General features: G+C 67.0%; 17 protein-coding genes and 2 pseudogenes. 13 read left to right on the forward strand and 6 right to left on the reverse strand.

From position 1 onward, the window contains the following. Positions 1–23: 23 nt before the first annotated feature. The gene (locus tag CJ177_RS14865; protein WP_005251284.1) at positions 24–1,679 is read right to left on the reverse strand and encodes an FAD-binding dehydrogenase; all 1,656 of its coding nucleotides are present in this window, start codon (positions 1,677–1,679) and stop codon (positions 24–26) included. Continuing rightward, positions 1,676–2,383 (reverse strand): TetR/AcrR family transcriptional regulator, encoded by a 708-nt coding sequence (locus CJ177_RS14870; protein WP_095868019.1) that lies wholly within the window; start codon positions 2,381–2,383, stop codon positions 1,676–1,678. Before CJ177_RS14870 ends, CJ177_RS14865 begins: the two co-directional genes overlap by 4 nt. A gap of 687 nt (positions 2,384–3,070) precedes the next feature. Between CJ177_RS14870 and tnpB the strand changes: the two genes are divergently transcribed. Further along, positions 3,071–4,699, forward strand: a complete 1,629-nt coding sequence (gene tnpB / locus CJ177_RS14875; protein WP_257014581.1) for an IS607 family element RNA-guided endonuclease TnpB — start codon at positions 3,071–3,073, stop codon at positions 4,697–4,699. On the opposite strand, the pseudogene CJ177_RS14880 reads toward tnpB, so the two are convergent. Continuing rightward, positions 4,606–4,875 (reverse strand): annotated as a pseudogene (locus CJ177_RS14880) (MFS transporter); the annotation flags it as partial. The gene tnpB and the pseudogene CJ177_RS14880 overlap by 94 nt on opposite strands. Before the next feature lie 135 nt (positions 4,876–5,010). Here CJ177_RS14880 and CJ177_RS14885 point away from each other — a divergent pair. The 4 genes and pseudogenes from CJ177_RS14885 to CJ177_RS14900 all read left to right on the forward strand — a co-directional run bounded on the left by CJ177_RS14885 (position 5,011) and on the right by CJ177_RS14900 (position 7,824). After that, positions 5,011–6,180 carry an LLM class flavin-dependent oxidoreductase gene (locus CJ177_RS14885; RefSeq protein WP_061044074.1) on the forward strand — a complete coding sequence of 390 codons (1,170 nt, stop codon included), beginning with the start codon at positions 5,011–5,013 and terminating at the stop codon, positions 6,178–6,180. Positions 6,181–6,216: 36 nt separating this feature from the next. Continuing rightward, positions 6,217–6,389: pseudogene (locus CJ177_RS48330) on the forward strand (AraC family transcriptional regulator); the annotation flags it as partial. A gap of 10 nt (positions 6,390–6,399) precedes the next feature. Further along, positions 6,400–6,600, forward strand: coding sequence for a hypothetical protein (locus tag CJ177_RS14895; RefSeq protein WP_050983327.1), 201 nt, complete (start codon positions 6,400–6,402; stop codon positions 6,598–6,600). Positions 6,601–6,681: 81 nt separating this feature from the next. Beyond that, positions 6,682–7,824 carry an RNA-guided endonuclease TnpB family protein gene (locus CJ177_RS14900; protein WP_037183094.1) on the forward strand — a complete coding sequence of 381 codons (1,143 nt, stop codon included), beginning with the start codon at positions 6,682–6,684 and terminating at the stop codon, positions 7,822–7,824. 173 nt (positions 7,825–7,997) lie between these two features. Here the strand turns inward: CJ177_RS14900 and CJ177_RS14915 are convergent, their stop codons facing one another. Further along, positions 7,998–8,510 (reverse strand): CGNR zinc finger domain-containing protein, encoded by a 513-nt coding sequence (locus CJ177_RS14915; protein WP_005251293.1) that lies wholly within the window; start codon positions 8,508–8,510, stop codon positions 7,998–8,000. 263 nt (positions 8,511–8,773) lie between these two features. Between CJ177_RS14915 and CJ177_RS14920 the strand changes: the two genes are divergently transcribed. The 4 genes from CJ177_RS14920 to CJ177_RS14935 are packed head-to-tail and all read left to right on the forward strand — an operon-like array spanning position 8,774 to position 12,509. Next, positions 8,774–10,624, forward strand: a complete 1,851-nt coding sequence (locus CJ177_RS14920; protein ID WP_179443225.1) for a hypothetical protein — start codon at positions 8,774–8,776, stop codon at positions 10,622–10,624. Continuing rightward, positions 10,621–10,815 (forward strand): hypothetical protein, encoded by a 195-nt coding sequence (locus CJ177_RS14925; RefSeq protein ID WP_005251297.1) that lies wholly within the window; start codon positions 10,621–10,623, stop codon positions 10,813–10,815. Before CJ177_RS14920 ends, CJ177_RS14925 begins: the two co-directional genes overlap by 4 nt. Then, complete coding sequence (locus tag CJ177_RS14930) at positions 10,816–11,178, forward strand: hypothetical protein (protein WP_061698510.1); 363 nt, start codon at positions 10,816–10,818, stop codon at positions 11,176–11,178. It begins immediately after the preceding gene. Beyond that, positions 11,175–12,509: a hypothetical protein gene (locus CJ177_RS14935; RefSeq protein ID WP_095868021.1), complete on the forward strand. Its 1,335-nt coding sequence runs from the start codon at positions 11,175–11,177 to the stop codon at positions 12,507–12,509. The genes CJ177_RS14930 and CJ177_RS14935 overlap by 4 nt, the downstream gene beginning before the upstream one ends. A gap of 15 nt (positions 12,510–12,524) precedes the next feature. On the opposite strand, the gene CJ177_RS14940 is transcribed toward CJ177_RS14935, so the two are convergent. Both CJ177_RS14940 and CJ177_RS14945 read right to left on the reverse strand, forming a co-directional pair. Beyond that, on the reverse strand, positions 12,525–13,331 hold the full coding sequence (locus CJ177_RS14940) for a family 1 encapsulin nanocompartment shell protein (protein WP_005251300.1): 807 nt from the start codon (positions 13,329–13,331) through the stop codon (positions 12,525–12,527). After that, on the reverse strand, positions 13,328–14,380 hold the full coding sequence (locus tag CJ177_RS14945; RefSeq protein WP_005251301.1) for a Dyp-type peroxidase: 1,053 nt from the start codon (positions 14,378–14,380) through the stop codon (positions 13,328–13,330). Before CJ177_RS14945 ends, CJ177_RS14940 begins: the two co-directional genes overlap by 4 nt. Before the next feature lie 153 nt (positions 14,381–14,533). On the opposite strand from CJ177_RS14945, the gene CJ177_RS14950 reads away from it, so the two are divergent. The 4 genes from CJ177_RS14950 (at position 14,534) to CJ177_RS14965 (ending at position 18,607) form a co-directional block, all read left to right on the forward strand. Further along, positions 14,534–14,959, forward strand: a complete 426-nt coding sequence (locus CJ177_RS14950) for a pyridoxamine 5'-phosphate oxidase family protein (RefSeq protein WP_005251302.1) — start codon at positions 14,534–14,536, stop codon at positions 14,957–14,959. A gap of 197 nt (positions 14,960–15,156) precedes the next feature. Beyond that, positions 15,157–16,509 (forward strand): MFS transporter, encoded by a 1,353-nt coding sequence (locus CJ177_RS14955; RefSeq protein ID WP_095868022.1) that lies wholly within the window; start codon positions 15,157–15,159, stop codon positions 16,507–16,509. Further along, positions 16,506–17,558 (forward strand): Gfo/Idh/MocA family protein, encoded by a 1,053-nt coding sequence (locus CJ177_RS14960; RefSeq protein ID WP_095868023.1) that lies wholly within the window; start codon positions 16,506–16,508, stop codon positions 17,556–17,558. The genes CJ177_RS14955 and CJ177_RS14960 overlap by 4 nt, the downstream gene beginning before the upstream one ends. After that, on the forward strand, positions 17,555–18,607 hold the full coding sequence (locus tag CJ177_RS14965; protein ID WP_095868231.1) for an alcohol dehydrogenase catalytic domain-containing protein: 1,053 nt from the start codon (positions 17,555–17,557) through the stop codon (positions 18,605–18,607). The genes CJ177_RS14960 and CJ177_RS14965 overlap by 4 nt, the downstream gene beginning before the upstream one ends. Positions 18,608–18,643 lie beyond the last annotated feature (36 nt).

The raw sequence follows: 18,643 nt of genomic DNA on the forward strand, positions 1-18,643 counted from the left end.
CCACTCACGGGCGGCGGAGCCGCCTACAGGTGCCGGGCCAGCGCGCGACCCGCGGCCCGGCCAGAGAAGATGCAGCCGCCGAGGAAGGTGCCCTCGAGCGCGCTGTACCCGTGGACGCCGCCACCACCGAATCCGGCGACCTCACCGGCGGCGTAGAGACCCTCGAACGGTGTGCCGTCGGGCCTGATCACCTGCGAGTCGAGGTTGGTCTCGAGGCCGCCGAGGGTCTTGCGGGTGAGCAGGTGCAACCGGACCGCGATCAGCGGACCGTTCTTGGGATCGAGCAACTCGTGGGGGCTCACGACGCGGGTGATCTTGTCGGCCAGCAGGTTCCGTGCGTTGCGGATCGCCATGATCTGGAAATCCTTGGTGTAGCTGTTCTTCACCTCCCGGTCGCGGGCCACGATTTCGCGTTCGAGGTCCTCGTACTTCAGCGGTGCCTCGGGGGTGAGGGCATTCATGCCGTCGACGAGGTCACGGAGATTGTCGCGGACGACGAAGTCCGCACCGTGCTGCTTGAACGCCTCGACTGGACCGGGCGCGCCCTTCTTCAGGCGTTCGGCGAGCAGCTTGAAATCGCGGCCGGTGATGTCGGGGTTCTGCTCGGAGCCCGACAGCGCGAACTCCTTCTCGATGATCTTCTGGTCGAGGACGAACCACGTGTGGTGGTGGCCGCTGTTCATGATGTGGTCGAGGGTTCCCATGGTGTCGAAGCCGGGGAAGTTGGGGCTGGGCAGGCGTTTGCCGTTGCCGTCGAACCACATCGACGACGGACCGGGGATGATGCGGATGCCGTGGTTCGGCCAGATCGGGTCCCAGTTCTGGATGCCCTCGGTGTAGTGCCACATCCGGTCGCGGTTCACGATGTTGCCGCCGGCGTTCTCGGTGATCTCGAGCATGCGGCCGTCGACGTGCGCGGGGACGCCGGCGAGCATGTTCTCGGGAGCTTTGCCGAGGCGCGCGGGCCAGTTCTTCTTGACCAGTTCGGGATTGCCGCCGATGCCGCCGGACGTGACGACGACCGCCTGCGCGGAGAATTCGAACTCCCCGACCGCGGTACGCGAACTCTTCACACCGCGCGCCTCGGTGGACGGTTCGAGGACGGTGCCGCGCACGCCGGTGGCGGCGCCGTCGGTGACGACGATCTCGTCGACCTGGTGACGATGCTTGAACGTGACGAGACCGCGCTTCGACGCGGCCGTCACGCGGGTGAGGAAGACTTCGACGACACCCGGTCCGGTGCCCCAGGTGATGTGGAAGCGGGGAACGGAATTGCCCTGTCCGAGTGCGGATCCGCGTCCGCGTTCGGCCCACCCGACGTTCGGCATCAACCGCAGTCCGAGGTCGTGGAGGTACTGCCGCTTCTCGCCTGCCGCGAATTCGACGTACGCCTGGGCCCACAGCCGCGGCCACTGGTCTTCGCGGGCGCGATCGAATGCCGCGGTGCCCATCCAGTCCTGGATCGCCAGTTCGTACGAGTCCTTGATGCCGAGGCGCCGCTGTTCGGGGCTGTCGACGAGGAACAGGCCGCCGAGCGACCAGAAGGCTTGCCCGCCGAGATTCGCCGAACTCTCCTGGTCGACGACGAGCACCTTTCGGCCGGCCTTGACCATCTCGTAGGTGGCGACGAGTCCGGCCAGTCCGGCGCCGACGACGATCACATCAGCCTGTTCGGTCACGAGGACCCCTCTTTCCGGTGTGTGTGGGTGTGGGTGGTGTCGGGTTCGGTGTACGCGGCCACGACGTGGGTGAACAGTTCGAGACGCAGTTCCCGGGCGGACGCGTCGTCGTCCTCGATGAGGCACTGGACGCTCGTGCCGTCGTGCAGGGCGACGAGCGCGCGGCCGAGAACGCGGGGATCGCCGACGACGCGGCGCCCGAGCCGGTGCAGCGCCTTCTCGAGGATCGGCACGATGGTCTCCAGAATCGTGTCCTCACGGGCCGCGAGGGCCTTCTTCAGCGACGGGTTGCGCAGGGCGTGGGCGGTGAATTCCGCGTTGATCCGGTACCACTGGTCGTCGACGGGGACGACGCCGAGCACCAGTTCGGTGCCGGCGCGCAGTTTTTCGGCAGGCGTGAGCCCCGAGAGGTCGATGCTGGACGAGTCGGCTGCCAGCCGGATCTGTGCGAGCATCGCGCTGGAGCGCTGTTCCCACATGGCGAAGAACATCTCGTCCAGCGATGCGAAGTTGGAGTAGAAGGCGCCGCGGGTGTAGCCACCGCGTTCGCAGATCTGCTCGACCGTCGACCGTCCGAAGCCGTTTTCGGCGAACACCTCGACCGCGGAGTCGAGCAGACGCCGGCGAGTTTGGCCTCGCCGTTTCGTGACCCGGCGGGGTGTGTCGGTGGCAGGCTCGGAGGAGCGCGCCGGTGACGTCGGCATGGGCACTCCTCCGATCGGGTCGACAGCAGCCGTCGATACACTAGCGTATCGGATACACCGGTGTATCGAACTCGGCTGTCAGAGCCCGTTCGGAGAGTTCTGCGGTCTCAGAGGTAGAGGTCCTGCTTTCGGATCAGGGCCGTCGCCACCACGCTGACGACCGACCGCGTTGGATGGTGTCACGCGGGAATGCTTCCGTTCGAGCTCAGTAGTGGTCGTCGGGCACAGTCCTGGGCGGAGATGCTGCGGTCGGCACACCATCTGTCGGGGATCCGGTCGCGGTGGTGGCATATTGCCGTGTGTCGTCGTCTGATCAGAAGGCCGAGATGGAGCGGCAGGCGACGCGGGTGGTGACCGAGTGAGGTGAACGTGCTCTGAGTGTCGAAGACAGTCATCGAGGTGGCTTCCGGCCTGAACGAGAAGCGCACGAAAGTTTCTAAGCTGCTTGCCGATCCGAGTGGAGCATCGGAAGCGGCTGGTCAGGTTCGGGTGCGTCGCGGCTGCTTTGTCGGTACAAGTTTGTCGGTACAAGGTCGTACTGTACTGGTGTTGGCCGTCGAGGGTGGTTGCTGGCGTGGTGCGGGAGGTGACCGAGATATTGACGTCGCGGTGTGCGCGCCTGCACCGGCAGCGCAGTTCCCGTCGCGGTGACGCCGCTACCGTGACCGCCGGTACGGACCGCCCATGATGGCCACTGCTGCACCTGCGGACCGCAGTGCCGACATAGCTGCGCCGGATCCGTCTCGATTGGTGATCCGGGCGTACGTGTATGTACTCGATCCCACCCCTGTGCAAGTCGAGGCGTTGCGGTCGCATTGCGGGGCGCAGCGTTTCGCCTACAACTGGGCACTGTCGCAGGTGAAGGCGAACCTCGACCAACGGACCGCGGAACGGTCCTACGGGATTCCTGACGCGGAGTTGACCCGGCCGATGTCGTGGTCAGCGTACAGCCTGCGCAAACACTGGAACACCGTCAAGAACGACGTCGCCGTCAACACCGACACCGGGAAGGTGTGGTGGCCGGAGAACTCGAAAGAGGCCTACAGTTCCGGAATCGCGAACTGCGCTGCCGCCCTGTCAAACTGGTCCGATATTCGGTCCGGGAAACGTAAAGGCTCGATGGGGTTTCCACGGTTCAAGGGCAAACGGGCGTTGCTCTCCTGCCGGTTCACGACGGGCAGTTTCGGGTTGGTCATTGACGGCGGGGATCGACGCCACATCCAGCTACCCCGGATCGGGGTGGTCCGGTCTGCCGAATCGACCCGCAAGTTGGCACGCAAAATCGTGGCGGGGACAGCCCGGATTCGGTCGGCGACCCTGTCGTATCGTCGAGGCCGGTGGCAGGTGTCGTTCTCCGTCGAAACGACCCTCCCCGCCAGGGCACTTCCACCCGCCACCACTCGTACCGCCGCCGCCGTCGGTGATCGTGCTGTGGGCCGTTCGGTGGTCGGAGTCGATGTGGGGGTGAAACACCTCGCGGTCCTCTCGACCGGGGAGATGATCGAGAATCCGAAACACGCACGGAAGCGGGCAAAGAGGCTTCGTCGTCTCGGGCGCCGCGCATCGCTGCGGGTCGGCCCGGATCGCCGCACCGGTCAACAACCCTCCCGCCGGTGGCTGCGCACCCGGGAACAGATCCGGACAGTACACGCCCGTATCGCGGACAGTCGCCGCGATCACCTGCACAAACTCACCACTCGACTAGTGCGGGACTTCGACACCGTCGTCGTCGAAGAGCTCAACATCGCGGGAATGACCCGTTCCGGTGGCGTCTACAAACGCGGGCTGAATCGGGCTCTGAATGATGCGGGGCTCGCCGAGATTCGGCGACAACTAATGTACAAGACCGAGTGGACCGGCACCGGACTGCACGTGGCGGATCGTTGGTATCCGTCGAGTAAGACCTGCTCGAACTGTCAGGTAGTGAAAGCCAAACTGCCCCTGAAGGTTCGGGTGTTCACTTGCGATGCGTGCGGATTCCGCGCTGATCGTGATCACAACGCTGCCCTCAACCTCGCTGCCCTCGCAGCAATTGTTGACGGTGGTGCGTCTTCGGCGAGTTGCGGACGAGACGTAAAAGACGCCCGACAGAAACCAACCATAAGACCCGCCGCTCGGCGGGCTGACGGTATCGCTGCGGGAACGCCACATAGTGGTGAACGTGGCCGGGGTAACCCGGCCGCTCATGCCGAGTGCACAAACGACACTCAGCGTGAACGGTACAGGCTCGCGTACAGTTCGTCGTTCGCCGGCCGGACCACGAAACCGACCGCGAACGTGGCGAATGCCAGCATGGTGCCGACGAACGAACTCTGATCGGGAAAGAACAGCTGGTTGAACACCAGGCTGGCGGCCGTCGCGTAGAGGAAGAAGTCGTACCACTCGACTGTCGTCCCCAGGAGGCTGGCGGCGACCACGGTGCGGAGCCGCTTGCGCCGCTCGAGGTCGGATTCGGTCGAGGATGTGTACGGGGCGTCGGACAGCGTAGTCATAGCGCCGCGACGCTATGACCTTTCACTCCGGCGGCGCACTGGTCCGAATCAGCGTGATCGAAACCCTCGCGCCGCGGCCCGCCCGGTGATGAACTGGATGGTGATGCCCATCTGTCGTCGACAAGAGGATCGCGCGTGTCTCTGCATTTCCACTGGTTCCTTCCCACCTACGGTGATTCCCGCAACCTGATGGCGGGTGGTCACGGGAGTTCCATGGCAGGAGACCGTCCCGCCACGCTGCGGTACCTCAATCAGATCGGCGCGGCGGCGGAGTCGAACGGCTTCGAGTCGGTTCTGACGCCGACCGGCGCGTGGTGCGAGGACGCCTGGCTCACCACGGCCATGATGCTGGAGACCACCGAGACATTGAAGTTCCTGGTCGCGCTGCGGCCGGGTCTGCTCAGCCCCACGCTGGCCGCACAGATGGCGGCCACGTTCCAGTGGCAGTCGCAGGGGCGGCTGCTGCTCAACGTCGTCACCGGCGGCGAGGACCACGAGCAGCGCACCTACGGCGACTACCTCGACAAGAACCAGCGCTACGCCCGCTGCGGCGAGTTCCTCGACGTCATCCGTCAGCTGTGGGCGGGAACCGGACCGGTCGACTACGCGGGCGACTACATCCGGGTGGAGAACGCCCAGTTGCAGCGCATCCCCGACCCGGTGCCGCCGATCTTCTTCGGCGGGTCGTCGCCGGCCGCGGGCACCGTCGCGTCCCAGTTCGCCGACACCTACCTCACCTGGGGTGAACCGCCGAGCGCCGTCGCCGGGAAGATCGCCTGGATCCGCGACCTCGCCGACGTTCAGGGCCGCACGCTCGATTACGGCATCCGGCTGCACGTGATCAGCCGTGACACGTCCGAGGAGGCGTGGTCCGAGGCCGACCGGCTGCTCTCCGCCCTCGACCCGGCAACGGTCGAGCAGGCGCAGCAGAGTCTGGCCCGGTCGGGTTCGGAAGGCCAGCGCCGCATGCGTGAACTGCACGGCGGTGGGAGCGCCTACTCGAAGGACGCCGGAGCACGCGCCCTCGAGGTGGCCCCCAACCTGTGGTCCGGTGTCGGGCTGGTCCGCGGCGGCGCCGGCACCGCGCTGGTCGGCTCCCACGAGGAGGTCGCCGACCGCATCGCCGAGTACGCGGCGCTCGGACTCGATCACTTCGTCCTCTCCGGTTACCCGCACCTCGAAGAGGCCTTCAACTTCGGTGAAGGGGTCCGGCCGATCCTCGAACGACGGGGGCTGGTGCAGTCGCGCAGTCACCGCCCCGGCGACCTGTCCGGGTCGACGGCGTTCCTGTCCTCGAGTCGGTAGCCGCTGTCAGACTGGGGGCATGGCGGCGGTCGGGCGAGCGCGAACCTGACGGTCACCGAGATCTGCCGCCTCGTCGGGTACACCAGCCTCGGGTCGTTCGGTGCCAAATTCCGTCAGCTGGTCGGCGCGTCGCCGTCGGTGTGTCAGGCGAAGTTCGCCGAGCACGGGGCGCCGCGCATCCTGGGTGCCACGTGTTCATGCACGGCTGAGCGACCGCCGGTGACCGCCGCAATTTCGGAGAAGCGCCGCCCCCTCGACGCCGACACGGCAGACGCGGTCCGCCGGTCGCTCGAGAGCGGGACGATGGGCAGATTCGGGTTGATCACCACCGACTGTCACGAGACGTACCGGGATTTGGTCGCCAGGGTCGTCGAGTTCACGCAGCCGACGGCATTACGGCATCGAGGCGGTAATCCGTGAGTCTTTCGGCGCATACCCGGTCCTTCAGGTCCGGGATAGCCGATCTGGTTTTGTCGGACCGTGTGGCTAGTGTCTTCGGTCATGGCGGGGAGGGTGGTGAAGCGGGCGTACAAGTACCGCTTCTATCCGACCGCGGTGCAGGCGGAACAGCTAGCTCGAACGTTCGGATGCACCCGGTATGTCTACAACCGGGCATTGGCCGAGCGGACGCGTGCCTGGTCGCAGGAGCAGCGACGGGTCACCTACGCGGACACGTCGAAGATGCTCACCGATTGGAAGCGAGACACCGAGACCGCGTGGTTGTCGGAGCCGTCGAAGGGGCCGCTGCAGGAGTCGCTGCGACAGTTACAGGGTGCGTTCGACAGGTTCTGGCGCAAGCAGACCGGATACCCGCAATTCAAGAAGAAGGGGCGGTCGAAGGAGTCGGCGACCTACTTCTCGAACTGCTTCACCTACCGCGGCGGGCAGATCCGGTTGGCCAAGCAGACCGAACCGCTGGATGTTCGGTGGTCGAGGCCGCTCCCGGAGGGGGCAGTGCCGTCGCAGGTGACGGTGTCACGCAATGCACGCGGTCAATACCACGTCTCGATTCTCGTCGAGGACACGATTCCCGAACTCGAACCGGCCGATCGGGTGGTCGGACTCGATGCCGGGATCACGAGCCTGTACACGCTCTCGACGGGGGAAAAGATCACCAACCCGCGTCACGAGCGCAGGGACCGTGCGCGGTTGGCGAAGGCGCAGCGGGTGCTCGCCAGGAAGGAGAAGGGATCCCGTAACCGGGCCAAGGCCCGACTGAAGGTCGCGAAGATTTTTGGTCGGATCGCCGATCGGCGTCGCGATCATCTGCACAAACTTTCCACTCGGCTGGTGCGCGAAAACCAAGTGATCGCCATCGAGGATCTGAGTGTGCGGAACATGGTCAAGAATCGGTCGTTGTCTCGGGCGATCTCGGATGCGGGTTGGTCCGAGTTCCGGTCGATGCTCGAGTACAAGGCCGACTGGTACGGGCGGCGGGTGGTGGTGATCGACCGGTTCTATCCCTCGTCGAAGACCTGCTCGGTGTGTGGGGTGCTCGCGTCGACGATGCCGCTGACCGTGCGGGAGTGGGCGTGCCGATGCGGCACCGTCCACGACCGGGATGTGAACGCGGCGAAGAACATTTTGGCCGTCGGACTGACGGTGACAGCCTGCGGAGATGGTGTGAGACCGCCCCGCGCCTAGGGTGTGGGGAGGCAACTGTCGGTGAAACAGGAACCTCGGGACGCGAGTCTCGAGGGGATTCTCGGTCGTTCACGGCCGAGAGGACGTCAAGCGGGACAACTCCGGCAACTGGCTGGTGCTCGTGGAGAAGCGGGAGTTCACCGGAGATGGCTTCCCGCACTGAGCGATAGGGGTCAGCGCGCCCGGTGACGTCGGACGGCGTCCCGGTTCGCGCACTTCGGTGAGCAGTACCGCTGACGGCCGTTGCGGGACGTGTCGGCGTAGATGGCGGTGCACTCCTCGAGTGCGCAGCGGCCGAGCCGGTGCATGCCGCGGCCGACGAGGTGCAGTGCGGTGCCGACCGAGAAGAGCGCCTCGAGCACGCCCGCCAGCGACTGCTGGTCGTCGCGGTAGTGGAGGTGCCAGCCGTCGCCGGCGTGGTTGGTCAGTCGCGGGTAGGCGGATGCCTTCGTGAGCATGAGGTTGACCTGTTCGGCCCGGGCTTCGTCGCTGGTGGTGTCCGCGATCGACGACCACCGGTCGAGCATCGCGAGCACGTCGGCGAGGTCGTCGTCGGTGACGGGGAAGTCGACGACGATGCCGGCATCGACGCACCGGTCGACGAGTTCGCCGGTCGAGTCGGGTGGGTGATTGGCAAGGTCGGCGGCGAGTGTGACCGCGTACTCGCCGTAAGGGTTGAGATGCACAATGCCATTACATCATGCTGATGGCATGAGCGAACATCACGAACACGACTGGCAGGAAGTATCTCGGCATCGGACGAGCACGGGAGTCGTCACGTACCTCGGCTGTTCGTGCGGGCGGTGGCAGTTATCGCTGGTCCAGGCCTCGCTAGAGGAATCTAGCCATATCTACGTCTGATCGCAGACGTGAATAGATTTGCCTACGAACCGCCGTGTGCCGGGTCGAGGGTCTGGCGTTTTCGGCACGGGGCGCACATAATCACCACGTGAGCCAAGTTACTGTTACTCCGAGTTCACCCATTCTTGCCCAATCGGGCGGAGAGGGTGGCGGTGCGGCGTTCGATCAGATCATCGGAATCTCGGTGGCGACGGCGATCATCACCGTGGGTCTGCTGTGGATCGCGTACCTGCACCGCACACGCAAGATCACGTGGCTGCAGACGGTCGCCGACACGGCGGCACGCGCGCTCGACCGGCCCCCGTGGGTGGCGCTGCCCCTGGTGACGTTCGTCGGGACCATCCTGACAGCGTTCTTCGGTTTCATCTGGGACGTCAGCCTGCATATCGGGCGAGGCCGCGACGACGGGCCGCTCGCGAACCCCGCGCATTACTTCATCCTCGTCGGACTCTTCCTGCTGTTCATCACGGGAATGCTGGCGATGATCCTGCCGCGCGACGAGAAACCCGGTCCGGCGGCGATCAAGATCACGCGCACCTGGTACGTCCCGGTCGGCGGCGTCCTGGTGGCCGGGGCGGGGCTGTACGCCCTCATCGGGTTCCCGCTCGACGACGTCTGGCACCGTATCTTCGGACAGGACGTCACACTGTGGGGGCCGACGCACCTGATGCTGATCGGCGGTGCGGGACTGTCGCTGATCGGCGTCCTGCTCCTGGACTACGAGGGCCGGATGGCCACCCCCGGTGACACGAAGCAGGACAGCAGGCTGATCTGGTTCCTGCGGTGCGGCACGTTCGGTGGCCTGCTCATCGGCCTGTCCGTCTTCCAGATCGAATACGACTTCGGCGTCGAACAGTTCCGCCTCGTCCTGCAACCGATGATGATCGCGGGCGCGGCCGCGTTCACCCTGGTGGCGGCGCGCATCGTTCTCGGACCCTTCGCGGCGATCGTGGCCGTGGCGGTGGCAGGCATCGTGCGCGCGATCACGGCACTGATGGTGGGACCGGTTCTCGGCGCCCCCACGAACGTGTTCGAACTGTGCCTCGGCGCCGCGGTGCTGATCGAACTGCTCGCCCTGACACCGCTGATCAAGAATCGGATGGCCTTCGGTGCCGTCGGCGGACTCCTCGTCGCGACGGTCGGGCTGTGGCTCGAGTCGCTGTGGATCGGCGCCGTGTACATCTACCCCTGGCCCACCAGCATGTGGCCGGAGGCGCTGGCCATGGCCGTGCCGGTGGGAATCGCGGCCGGGGCGTGCGGCGCCCTGCTCGGGCGGGTGCTCCGATCCGAGGGGCTTCCGCGTCCCGCGATCAGCCGCACCATCGTCGTCGCCACGGTCGTGGTGATCGCCGGTGCCACCGCCAACGGACTCGTCGCGACCGTCCCGGACAACGCCACGGCGACAATCGCTCTCACGGAGGCCGCGCCGGACGGCGGCCGGATGGTCGACGCGGAGGTGCGCATCGACCCACCCGATCTCGCCGGCGACAATCCCGCCTGGGTGTCCATTCTGTCCTGGCAGGGTGGCCCCGGTTTGGGCAACGGATTCACGGTCGACCGACTCGAGCGCACCGGGCCCGGCACCTACCGGACTCACGAACCGGTGCCGGTCCACGGAACGTGGAAGACGTTGCTGCGCGTGCAGGACGGGCGCACGATGACGGCCGTCCCGATCTACCTGCCCAGCGACCCGGGCATCGGCGCCGAGGAACTCCCCGCCGTCGCGTCCTCGACCCGCGACTTCGTCCCGGAGATCACCATCCTGCAGCGGGAGCGGAACTTCGATCATCCGTCCTGGCTGTTCGGTGCCGCGTCGCTGGTCGTGCTCGTGTGCACACTTGCGCTGATCACCGCGCTGGCCTGGGGGGCGGGCCGGATCAGCAAGTACACGCAGGGGCAGGCAGCCACCGGCACCCGCGAGGACGTGACGGTGACATGAATCCGGTGAACGACCCGGACGTCGTCTTCCTCGCCGATCACTCGGTGCTGCTGGCGATTCCCGCGTTCGTCCCTGCGTTCCTGGTGGCCGGCCTGGTCATCTACCTGGCGGTCCGGGACCGCAAGGCGGAAGCCGCCGAGAATGCCGAGAGTGCGAAACACGGCCCGAGTGAGAAAGACGAGGAGAATTAGGTGATCAGGCGGTTGGCCGGAGTTGTCGTGGTACCTGCTGTCGTCGTCGCCCTGGTGTCGGGCTGTGGAGGCGACAACGACACTCCGGCAACGGAGGACGGTGTCGTGATCGACGTCGTGATCGACAGCGGCTCGGTCACACCGAACAACGAGCGTATCGAGGCCACGGTGGGGGAGACCGTAACCCTGCGGATCGAGAGCGACGCCGACGACGAACTGCACGTGCACGCCGTGCCGGAGCATTCGTTCGAGATTCACCCCGGAACGCAGGAAACCCAGTTCTCCGTGGACGTTCCGGGCCAGGTGGCGGTGGAGTTGCACGACACGGGTAAGACGGTGGCCACCCTGCTCGTGCGTCCATGACCGTTGTTCTCGCGCACGGCCTCGGTGGATCCACCGACCTTCCGATTCCGTTCACGTATGCGCTGATCGGGGCGAGTTGGGCGCTCACCGTGTCCTTCGTGGTCCTGGCGTTCGCGTGGCGCACCCCGAAACTGGATCCGGACAGTCCCGGGCGCAGACTGCCGGGCTGGGTGACGCGGTTCGCCGACGCGCCGATCACGCGGAACGTGCTGGCGGCGTTCGGTGTGGTGCTCGCGGTGTGGGTGGCCCTCGCGGCGTTCTTCGGACCCGCGGCATCGTCGGAGAATGCACTGCCGGGCGTGTTCTACGTGCTGCTCTGGGTGGGACTGGCCGCGGTGTCTCTGGCGTTCGGCCCGGTGTGGCGGGTGCTCTCCCCGGTCCGCACCGTACACCGATCGGTGTGCGCGGCGATCGGGCGCCCGCCGACCGAAGGCAATGCGCGGTACCGCAACTCGTGGGGCTACTGGCCCGCGGTCGCGGGACTGTTCGCCTTCGTCTGGCTCGAGCTCGCCTCCGGCAACCCGGGTTCCGTTGCCGCCGTGCGCACCTGGCTGCTGGTCTACGTCGTGGTCACGACGGCCGGGGCCTTCGCGTGCGGCGAACGCTGGTGTGAACGGGGCGATCCGTTCGAGGTGTACAGCACGCTGGCGTCGCGCGTGTCTCCGCTGAGCCGGGATCGGCACGACGGCCGGATCGTGCTGCGCAATCCGCTGGACCACCTGGGATCGATGCCCGTCCGAGCCGGCTCGGTCGCGCTGATGGCAACGCTGCTGGGGTCCACGGCCTTCGACAGTTTCTCGGCGTTCCCGTGGTGGTCTCGGCTGGTGGACGCGATCGGTTCGCCGATCGGCGCCACTCTCGTGCGCACGGCGGGGCTGCTGGTGTTCGTCGGCTTCGTCGGGGTGTCGTTCTGGGTGGCCTCGCGGGCCGCGGGCGGACTACGGCCGGAGCAGCGCTCCGCTCTCCCGGGGCTGCTGTCGCATTCGCTGATCCCGATCATCATCGGCTACGTCTTCGCCCACTATCTGACGTATCTGGTGGAGAAGGGGCAGGCGACGGTGATCCTGCTGGCCGACCCGATGGGGCGGGGATGGAACCCGCTGGGGCTCGGCGACGCCGACGTCTGGTACGTGCTGTCCGAGCATCCGGCCGCGACGGCGTCGATCAAGGTGCTGTGTGTCCTCGCCGGACACGTCCTCGGAGTGATTGCGGCACATGACAAATCCGTGCGGGTCCTGCCGCGGGGTCATCAGCTGACCGGGCAGCTGGCACTGCTGTTCACGATGGTCACGTACACCTTCGGTGGGCTGTACCTGCTGTTCGGCGGCTGACGACCCCGGCGTGCGTCAGCGTGCGAGGACGACTGCCGCCTCCGCGGTGAGCGAGGCGAACGTGAACGTCTCCTCGAGGTAGAGCGTGACATCGGTGGCGGTGTGGCTGTCGTAGCCGATCGACAGGTCCGTGCCGAGGGTCAGCTGGTTGTCGCCGCCACGAGTGGACAGCACGTACCCGCCGCTGATGGCGGGTGCCCAGATGATGTCGCCGGTGACCAGGTCGCGCAGGTGGTGGAACACGGGGTGTCCCTCGTCGCGGGTCTCGCTGACCGCGGTGTACGCATCGGCGTCGAGCACCACCGAATACGGTCCCTCGACACCGGCGAGTCGCAGCGCCGACAGCGCGGACGCGACGGCGTCGGGGATGAGCAGCGGATCCTCCGGCAGACTGAGAACCGGGTTGTCGCTGGACGGTCCGAGTCCGCGGATGCCCGCCTCGTCGAATCCCTGGAAGATCGACTGGTCTTCCGCGAACGCGACGGCCTTCGCGGCGTCCTTGACGGGCTGCCAATCGGAGTCGAGGGAACCCCGGGCGACGTCGTCGACCTCGGCGCGGCTGAGGGTGAACGGGAACCGGAGTTCGACGAGCGGGTCGACCTGCCGCTGCTGCGCCCGGATCCTGCTGTCCGACGTCTTGATCGGGGTGACCCGGCCGAGGTTGTGGGCCGAGTAGGAGTATCCGAACGGTCCCGCGACGTCGACGACGCGTCGACCCGCGACGTGCCGCTTGAACGTGCGGGCGGCCTCTTCGCCGATCTGCTGCCAGGCAACCTCGGTCACGGGTGCCAGGTTGCGGTGCAGATTGCTCGAATCACTCATTGCGATACTCCTTTGAGACCACCGATGTTCAGGGACAGGTCGTACGGGCCGGCCGCGGCGGGCTCGACCGGGTCTTCGGGTGCCGACTCGGCATCGGCCGGCTCGTCGCCCAGCGATTCGAGCACGTCCCGACTCGGCACGAAGAACAACGTGCCGGTGGCCGCCGTGGAGAAGTCGAGGATGCGGTCGTAGTTGCCGGGCGGCTCACCGAGAAACATGCGTCGCAACATCAGCTCGGTGACGGCGGGATCCTTGGCATACCCGATGAAGTAGGTGCCGTACTCGGCCTCGCCGAGGCTGCCGAATGCCATGTTGTCGCGCAGGATGTCGTGTTCGACGCCCTCGTCGTCGACGATGGTGTTGAGGGTGACGTGCGAATTGCCGGGCTGGACGTCGTCGTCGAGTTCGACGTTCTCGAGCTTGGTGCGCCCGATGACCCGTTCCTGTTCCTCGGTGCTCAGCGTGCTCCACTCGCTCATGTCGTGCAGGTACTTCTGCACGATCACGTAACTTCCGCCACGGAAGTCGGGATCCTCGTCGCCGATCAGTGCGGCGTCGGCGGCGTCGTCGTCGGTGGGATTCTCGGTGCCGTCGACGAATCCGAGGAGGTCGCGGGAGTCGAAGTAGCGGAAGCCGTGTACCTCGTCGACCACGGTGGCGGCGGAGCCCAGCGCGGAGACGATCTGGCGGCCCAGTTCGAAGCACAGGTCTTTGCGGGCGGCCTTGATGTGGAACAGGACGTCACCCGGCGTGGAGGGCGCGCTGTGGACCGGCCCGGACAGCGGGACGAACGGATGCAGGTGCGCCGGTTTCGACGACGCGCTTACGCGGTCCCAGAACTGCGCACCGACACCGACCACGCACGACAGTGAGCCGGCGAGTTCGCGAAATCCCACCGCTTTGAGCGGTCCGTCGATCCCGGAGATCACGTCGCACACCGTCGCGCGGTCTTCGTCGGAGTCCCCGGCGACGAGCACCAGGAACAGCGAGGCAGCGCTGGGCGGAGTGAGGACTGCTTGGGGTGCCAATCTCGCGACTGGGCCTGGCATCTGTGTCTCCGTTCACTTCGACGTACGACGCTGCACTGTCCGGAACCTCAGGTCCCATCTAACCGTTTCGAACCGCCAGGTTCCATTCAATCGGTCCGCCGCGCCGCTGCGGGGCGCCGAAGTCTGTCGGTGGGGGCTCCTATCGTCGAGGTCATGCCATTGTCTGTGTCCGAGCGCGAACAGTTTCTGTCCGAGCCGCACATCGCGGCGCTGTCGGTCTCCGCTGGTGAGAACCGCGGACCTCTGACGGTCCCGATCTGGTATCAGTACGCCCCGGGGGGTGATCTGTGGGTACTGACCGGCGCCGGTTCGGAGAAGGCGCGCCTCATCGAGGCGGCCGGGCGATTCACCATGATGGTCGAACGCGTCGACCCCACTGTCCGATACGTTTCCGTCGAGGGCGCGGTGACGCGCACCGTCCCGGGAACCGACGACATGCTGCGGGAGGTCACCGAGCGCTACCTCGCGCCGGAGAAGGTCGACGCCTACCTCGATTTCGCCCGGGCCGAACTCGGCGAACAGGTCGCCATCCACCTCCGCCCCGAGCACTGGCGATCGGCAGACATGGGTCCGGCCTGACCGCGGGGCCGGACGCGTCCTGCTGCCAGTAATGAAAGCGGTATCTGACCGGGACTAGCCGGGAAACGTCGAGCATCTTGCTGTGAACTGTGGGAACTGGAATCCACCTGTGTAATCGAGAAAGCGTTTACAAATTCGGTGACGTGGGTCATAGTAGTCGGGTTCCGGCAGTTTCCCTTCACAGTCAGGAGTTCTCGATGGGCATGACCGAACTCGGCACCGAGCGGTCGACCGCGGTGCCGCACGGGTCGGCAGGGCAGCAGCGCCGCCGGGTGATCAAGGCGAGCGCCGCGGGAACCGTGATCGAGTGGTACGACTTCACGCTCTACGGTCTCGCGGCCGCCCTCGTCTTCGGGCCGCTCTACTTCCCCGGGGCGGGATCCCTGGCCGGCACGATGGCCGCCTTCGGGACGTTCGCCGTCGGGCTCGGTGCCCGCCCGATCGGTGGGCTGGTGTTCGCGCACTTCGGCGACCGGCTCGGTCGCAAGCCGATGCTCCTCATGACCCTGCTCGTCATGGGCGCCTCGACAACGCTGATCGGTGCGCTGCCCACCGCGGACGCGATCGGGATCTGGGCGCCGATCCTCCTCATCGTGCTTCGCCTGTTCCAGGGTGCGGGCGCGGGCGCCGAGTTCGCCGGGGCGATCACGATGGTCACCGAATCCACGGACAGCTCCCGGCGCGCTCTCTCCAGTGCGTATCCGGGGGCCGCGATCTACGTCGGGACCGGCGGCGCCACCATGATCTTCGCGTTGCTCACGCTGATGCCCGACGACCAGTTCCTGTCCTGGGGCTGGCGTATTCCGTTCCTGGCCAGCGCCGTCATCGTTCTCGTCGCCGGCTATCTGCGGTTGAAGGTGAACGAGACCGCCGTGTTCGAGGAGGCCGCGCAGCACGGCGAGGTGGACCGCGCGCCGCTGGTCGAGGCGGTCCGCAACCACTGGCGGCAGATCCTGTGCGGACTTGCCCTGTTCAGCTTCGTGATTCCGTGGGCCTACGTCATGCAGGTCTTCGCGCTCTCGTTCGTGACCAAGACCCTCGGCGTCGATTCCACCCAGGCGCTGATCGGATTGATCGTCGCCGAGTTCTGCGCCATCCCCGTCATCATCGGATTCGGCCGACTGGCCGACAGGGTCGGCCGCAAGCCGGTCCTGTTGTCCGGCGCGATCTTCGGCATCATCTTCCCGTTCCCGATGTTCATGATGCTCGATACGCGGTCGCCGTGGATGGTCGGACTGGCACTGATCCTCGGCATCTGCCTCGTGCAGGGCACGACGTCCGGTCCGGGCGGTGCGCTGCTCTCCGAACTGTTTCCCACCAAGATCCGGTGGAGCGGCATCGCGATCTCCCGGGAGATCCCGGCCGCCGTGGTCGGCGGCACGATCCCGCTGGTCGCCACCGCCCTCGTCGCGGTCGCCGGCGGAACGCCCTGGCTCGTCGCGAGCTACCTCATGGGCTTGAGCGTGGTCGGGCTGATCGGCATCGCACTGCTTCCCGAGACCCTCGGCCGGAGCGTGGGTTCGCGCACGTCCGTCGAGGCCGCATCGTGACCCGTCGCGTCGTGGTGATCGGCGCCGGACTCGCGAGCGCCGCGCATCTCACGGCACTCCGGGCTGTCGGCGCCGACGTGGTCGGTGTGGTGACGCGCGACGAGACGAGGGCGGCGGCGGCACGCCGGCTGGCACCGGAGGCACGGATACTCCCGAGCCTCGACGCGGCAGTAGCCCTGGACGCCGACACGGCGGTGGTGGTCACACCGCCGTCGAGTCACCTGGCTGTCGCGTCGGCACTGGCCGAGCGCGGCCTGAACCTGGTAATCGACAAACCGCTGGCGGCCTCGTTGCACGAAGCGCAGGCGATCGTCGACGTCGCCGAGCGGTCCGGTGTGCGGGCCGCGGTCACGCTGCAACACCGCTACAAGGAGGCGGCGCGTCGCGCCCGGCAACTACTGTCGGACGGCGCGATCGGCACCCTCCGCTCGGCGACCGTCACCGTCCCGCTGTGGCGCCCCGACTCCTACTACGCCGAGGCCGGACGAGGGACCTGGGACCGCGACGGCGGCGGAGTGCTGATCACCCAGGCCATCCACACCCTCGACCTGTACCTGTCGCTGGCCGGCCCGGCGCGCAGTGTCGTGGCCGCGGCTTCCACCAGCCGAGGCCGGCTCGAGGCCGAGGACACGATTCACCTCCTGATCGACCACGGCACGCATGCGGCGTCGGTGACGGCGAGCACGGCCGCGTGGCCGGGCGGTGCCGAGACGATTCACCTCAACGGCGACGCGGGACAACTGCGGCTGGTGGGGGATTCGCTCGACCAGATCGGCGACGGGGTCCGCCGGGTCGTCGACGGGTCCGTCGACGCGTCCGGCCCGGACCCGCTGTCCATGACGGCGTGGTTCCGGTCGCTGTACGACGACGTCTTCACCAGTTGGGCAGCAGGTGCGGCACCGCTGTCCGACGCCCGGTCCGGGCTGCCCGTGCAAGCGGCGATCGACGCCGCCTACCGGTCCGCCGCGGCCCGCACGATGCCGGTCACTGTCTCCGGGGAGACGCATGACACTGTCTCCGAGGAAAGGGAAAGCGCATGTCAGTCTTGAGTATTCGGGTCGACGGTCCGAACGACTATCGCCTCGATCACGGTGACGTCGCGGCACCCGGCGAAGGGGAGGTGCTCGTCGCACTCGACTCGGCCGGGATCTGCGGCGGTGACCTGTCTCATCTTCGCGGCCGGAACGCCGTCGCCGCATATCCGACGGTGCTCGGCCACGAATGCGCGGGACGTGTGTCGCGGGTGGGTCCGGGCACGAGTCTCACGGTCGGTCAGCCGGTGATGGTCTACCCGACCACGGGCTGCGGCCGATGCCGCGCCTGCCGAGACGGCCGGATCAACAACTGCCCGAGCATCCGCGTGTTCGGCCTGTCCGACCCACGCGGGTGTTTCAGCGAGGAGTTCGTCGTTCCCGAGACGCAATGCGTGCCCGTGAGCGACTCGGTGCTGGACCGTTTCGGGGCGCTCGTCGAACCGCTCGCCGTCGGAGTTCATGTGGTCCGGCGCGGCGGCGTGTCGGAGGGGGACACCGCGCTGGTCATCGGGACCGGTGCGATCGGTCTCGCGACCACGCTGGTGGCCAGGAGTCGGGGCGTCCAGGTGTTCGGTGTCGATCGCTACACCGAACGTGAGCAGCCCGCCCTGGCGTGCGGGATGAGCGACTTCACGACCGGCTCGGGGGCCGCGCTCGAGGGCTGGCTCCGGGACCGGACGGATTCGGTCGACCTCGTCTACGACACGGTGTGCACCGAGGACTCGTCTCGGCTGGCGCTGCGGGTCCTCGCGCCGGGCGGCCGGTACGTGGCAATCGCGTCCGCGAAACCGGGGCACGAACTGACCCTCGACTACAGCGCGCTCTACGCCCGCGAACTGTCCGTCGTGGCCTGCCGGAACTACGTCCGGCAGGACTTCGTCGACGCGGCCGAACTCCTCGAATCGGGGAAGGTGGACGCGTCACCGCTGCACACCGCGACGTTCCCGCTGGACGAGTTCGGTCGCGCGGTCGAGGAACTCGAATCGAACGGCAGCAAGCACGTCAAGGTGCTGCTGACCTCGCGGAAACTGCTCGGGACGCGCGCCTTGTTGCGCAAGGAGTGAGCGTCCGCGTGATCCGGGGCCGTCTTCGCGATACGC

This window comes from Rhodococcus sp. ACPA1, from assembly GCF_002300195.1.
GTDB classification, from domain to species: Bacteria; Actinomycetota; Actinomycetes; order Mycobacteriales; family Mycobacteriaceae; genus Rhodococcus_F; species Rhodococcus_F opacus.

Bases quoted from the DNA above. Each gene is read 5' to 3' on its own strand.
- CJ177_RS14955 (WP_095868022.1), top strand. From the start codon at position 15,157: ATGGGCATGACCGAACTCGGCACCGAGCGGTCGACCGCGGTGCCGCAC.
- CJ177_RS14935 (WP_095868021.1), top strand. From the start codon at position 11,175: ATGACCGTTGTTCTCGCGCACGGCCTCGGTGGATCCACCGACCTTCCG.
- CJ177_RS14925 (WP_005251297.1), top strand. From the start codon at position 10,621: ATGAATCCGGTGAACGACCCGGACGTCGTCTTCCTCGCCGATCACTCG.
- CJ177_RS14940 (WP_005251300.1), bottom strand. From the start codon at position 13,331: ATGAGTGATTCGAGCAATCTGCACCGCAACCTGGCACCCGTGACCGAG.
- CJ177_RS14945 (WP_005251301.1), bottom strand. From the start codon at position 14,380: ATGCCAGGCCCAGTCGCGAGATTGGCACCCCAAGCAGTCCTCACTCCG.
- CJ177_RS14870 (WP_095868019.1), bottom strand. From the start codon at position 2,383: ATGCCGACGTCACCGGCGCGCTCCTCCGAGCCTGCCACCGACACACCC.
- CJ177_RS14950 (WP_005251302.1), top strand. From the start codon at position 14,534: ATGCCATTGTCTGTGTCCGAGCGCGAACAGTTTCTGTCCGAGCCGCAC.
- tnpB (WP_257014581.1), top strand. From the start codon at position 3,071: ATGGCCACTGCTGCACCTGCGGACCGCAGTGCCGACATAGCTGCGCCG.
- CJ177_RS14900 (WP_037183094.1), top strand. From the start codon at position 6,682: ATGGCGGGGAGGGTGGTGAAGCGGGCGTACAAGTACCGCTTCTATCCG.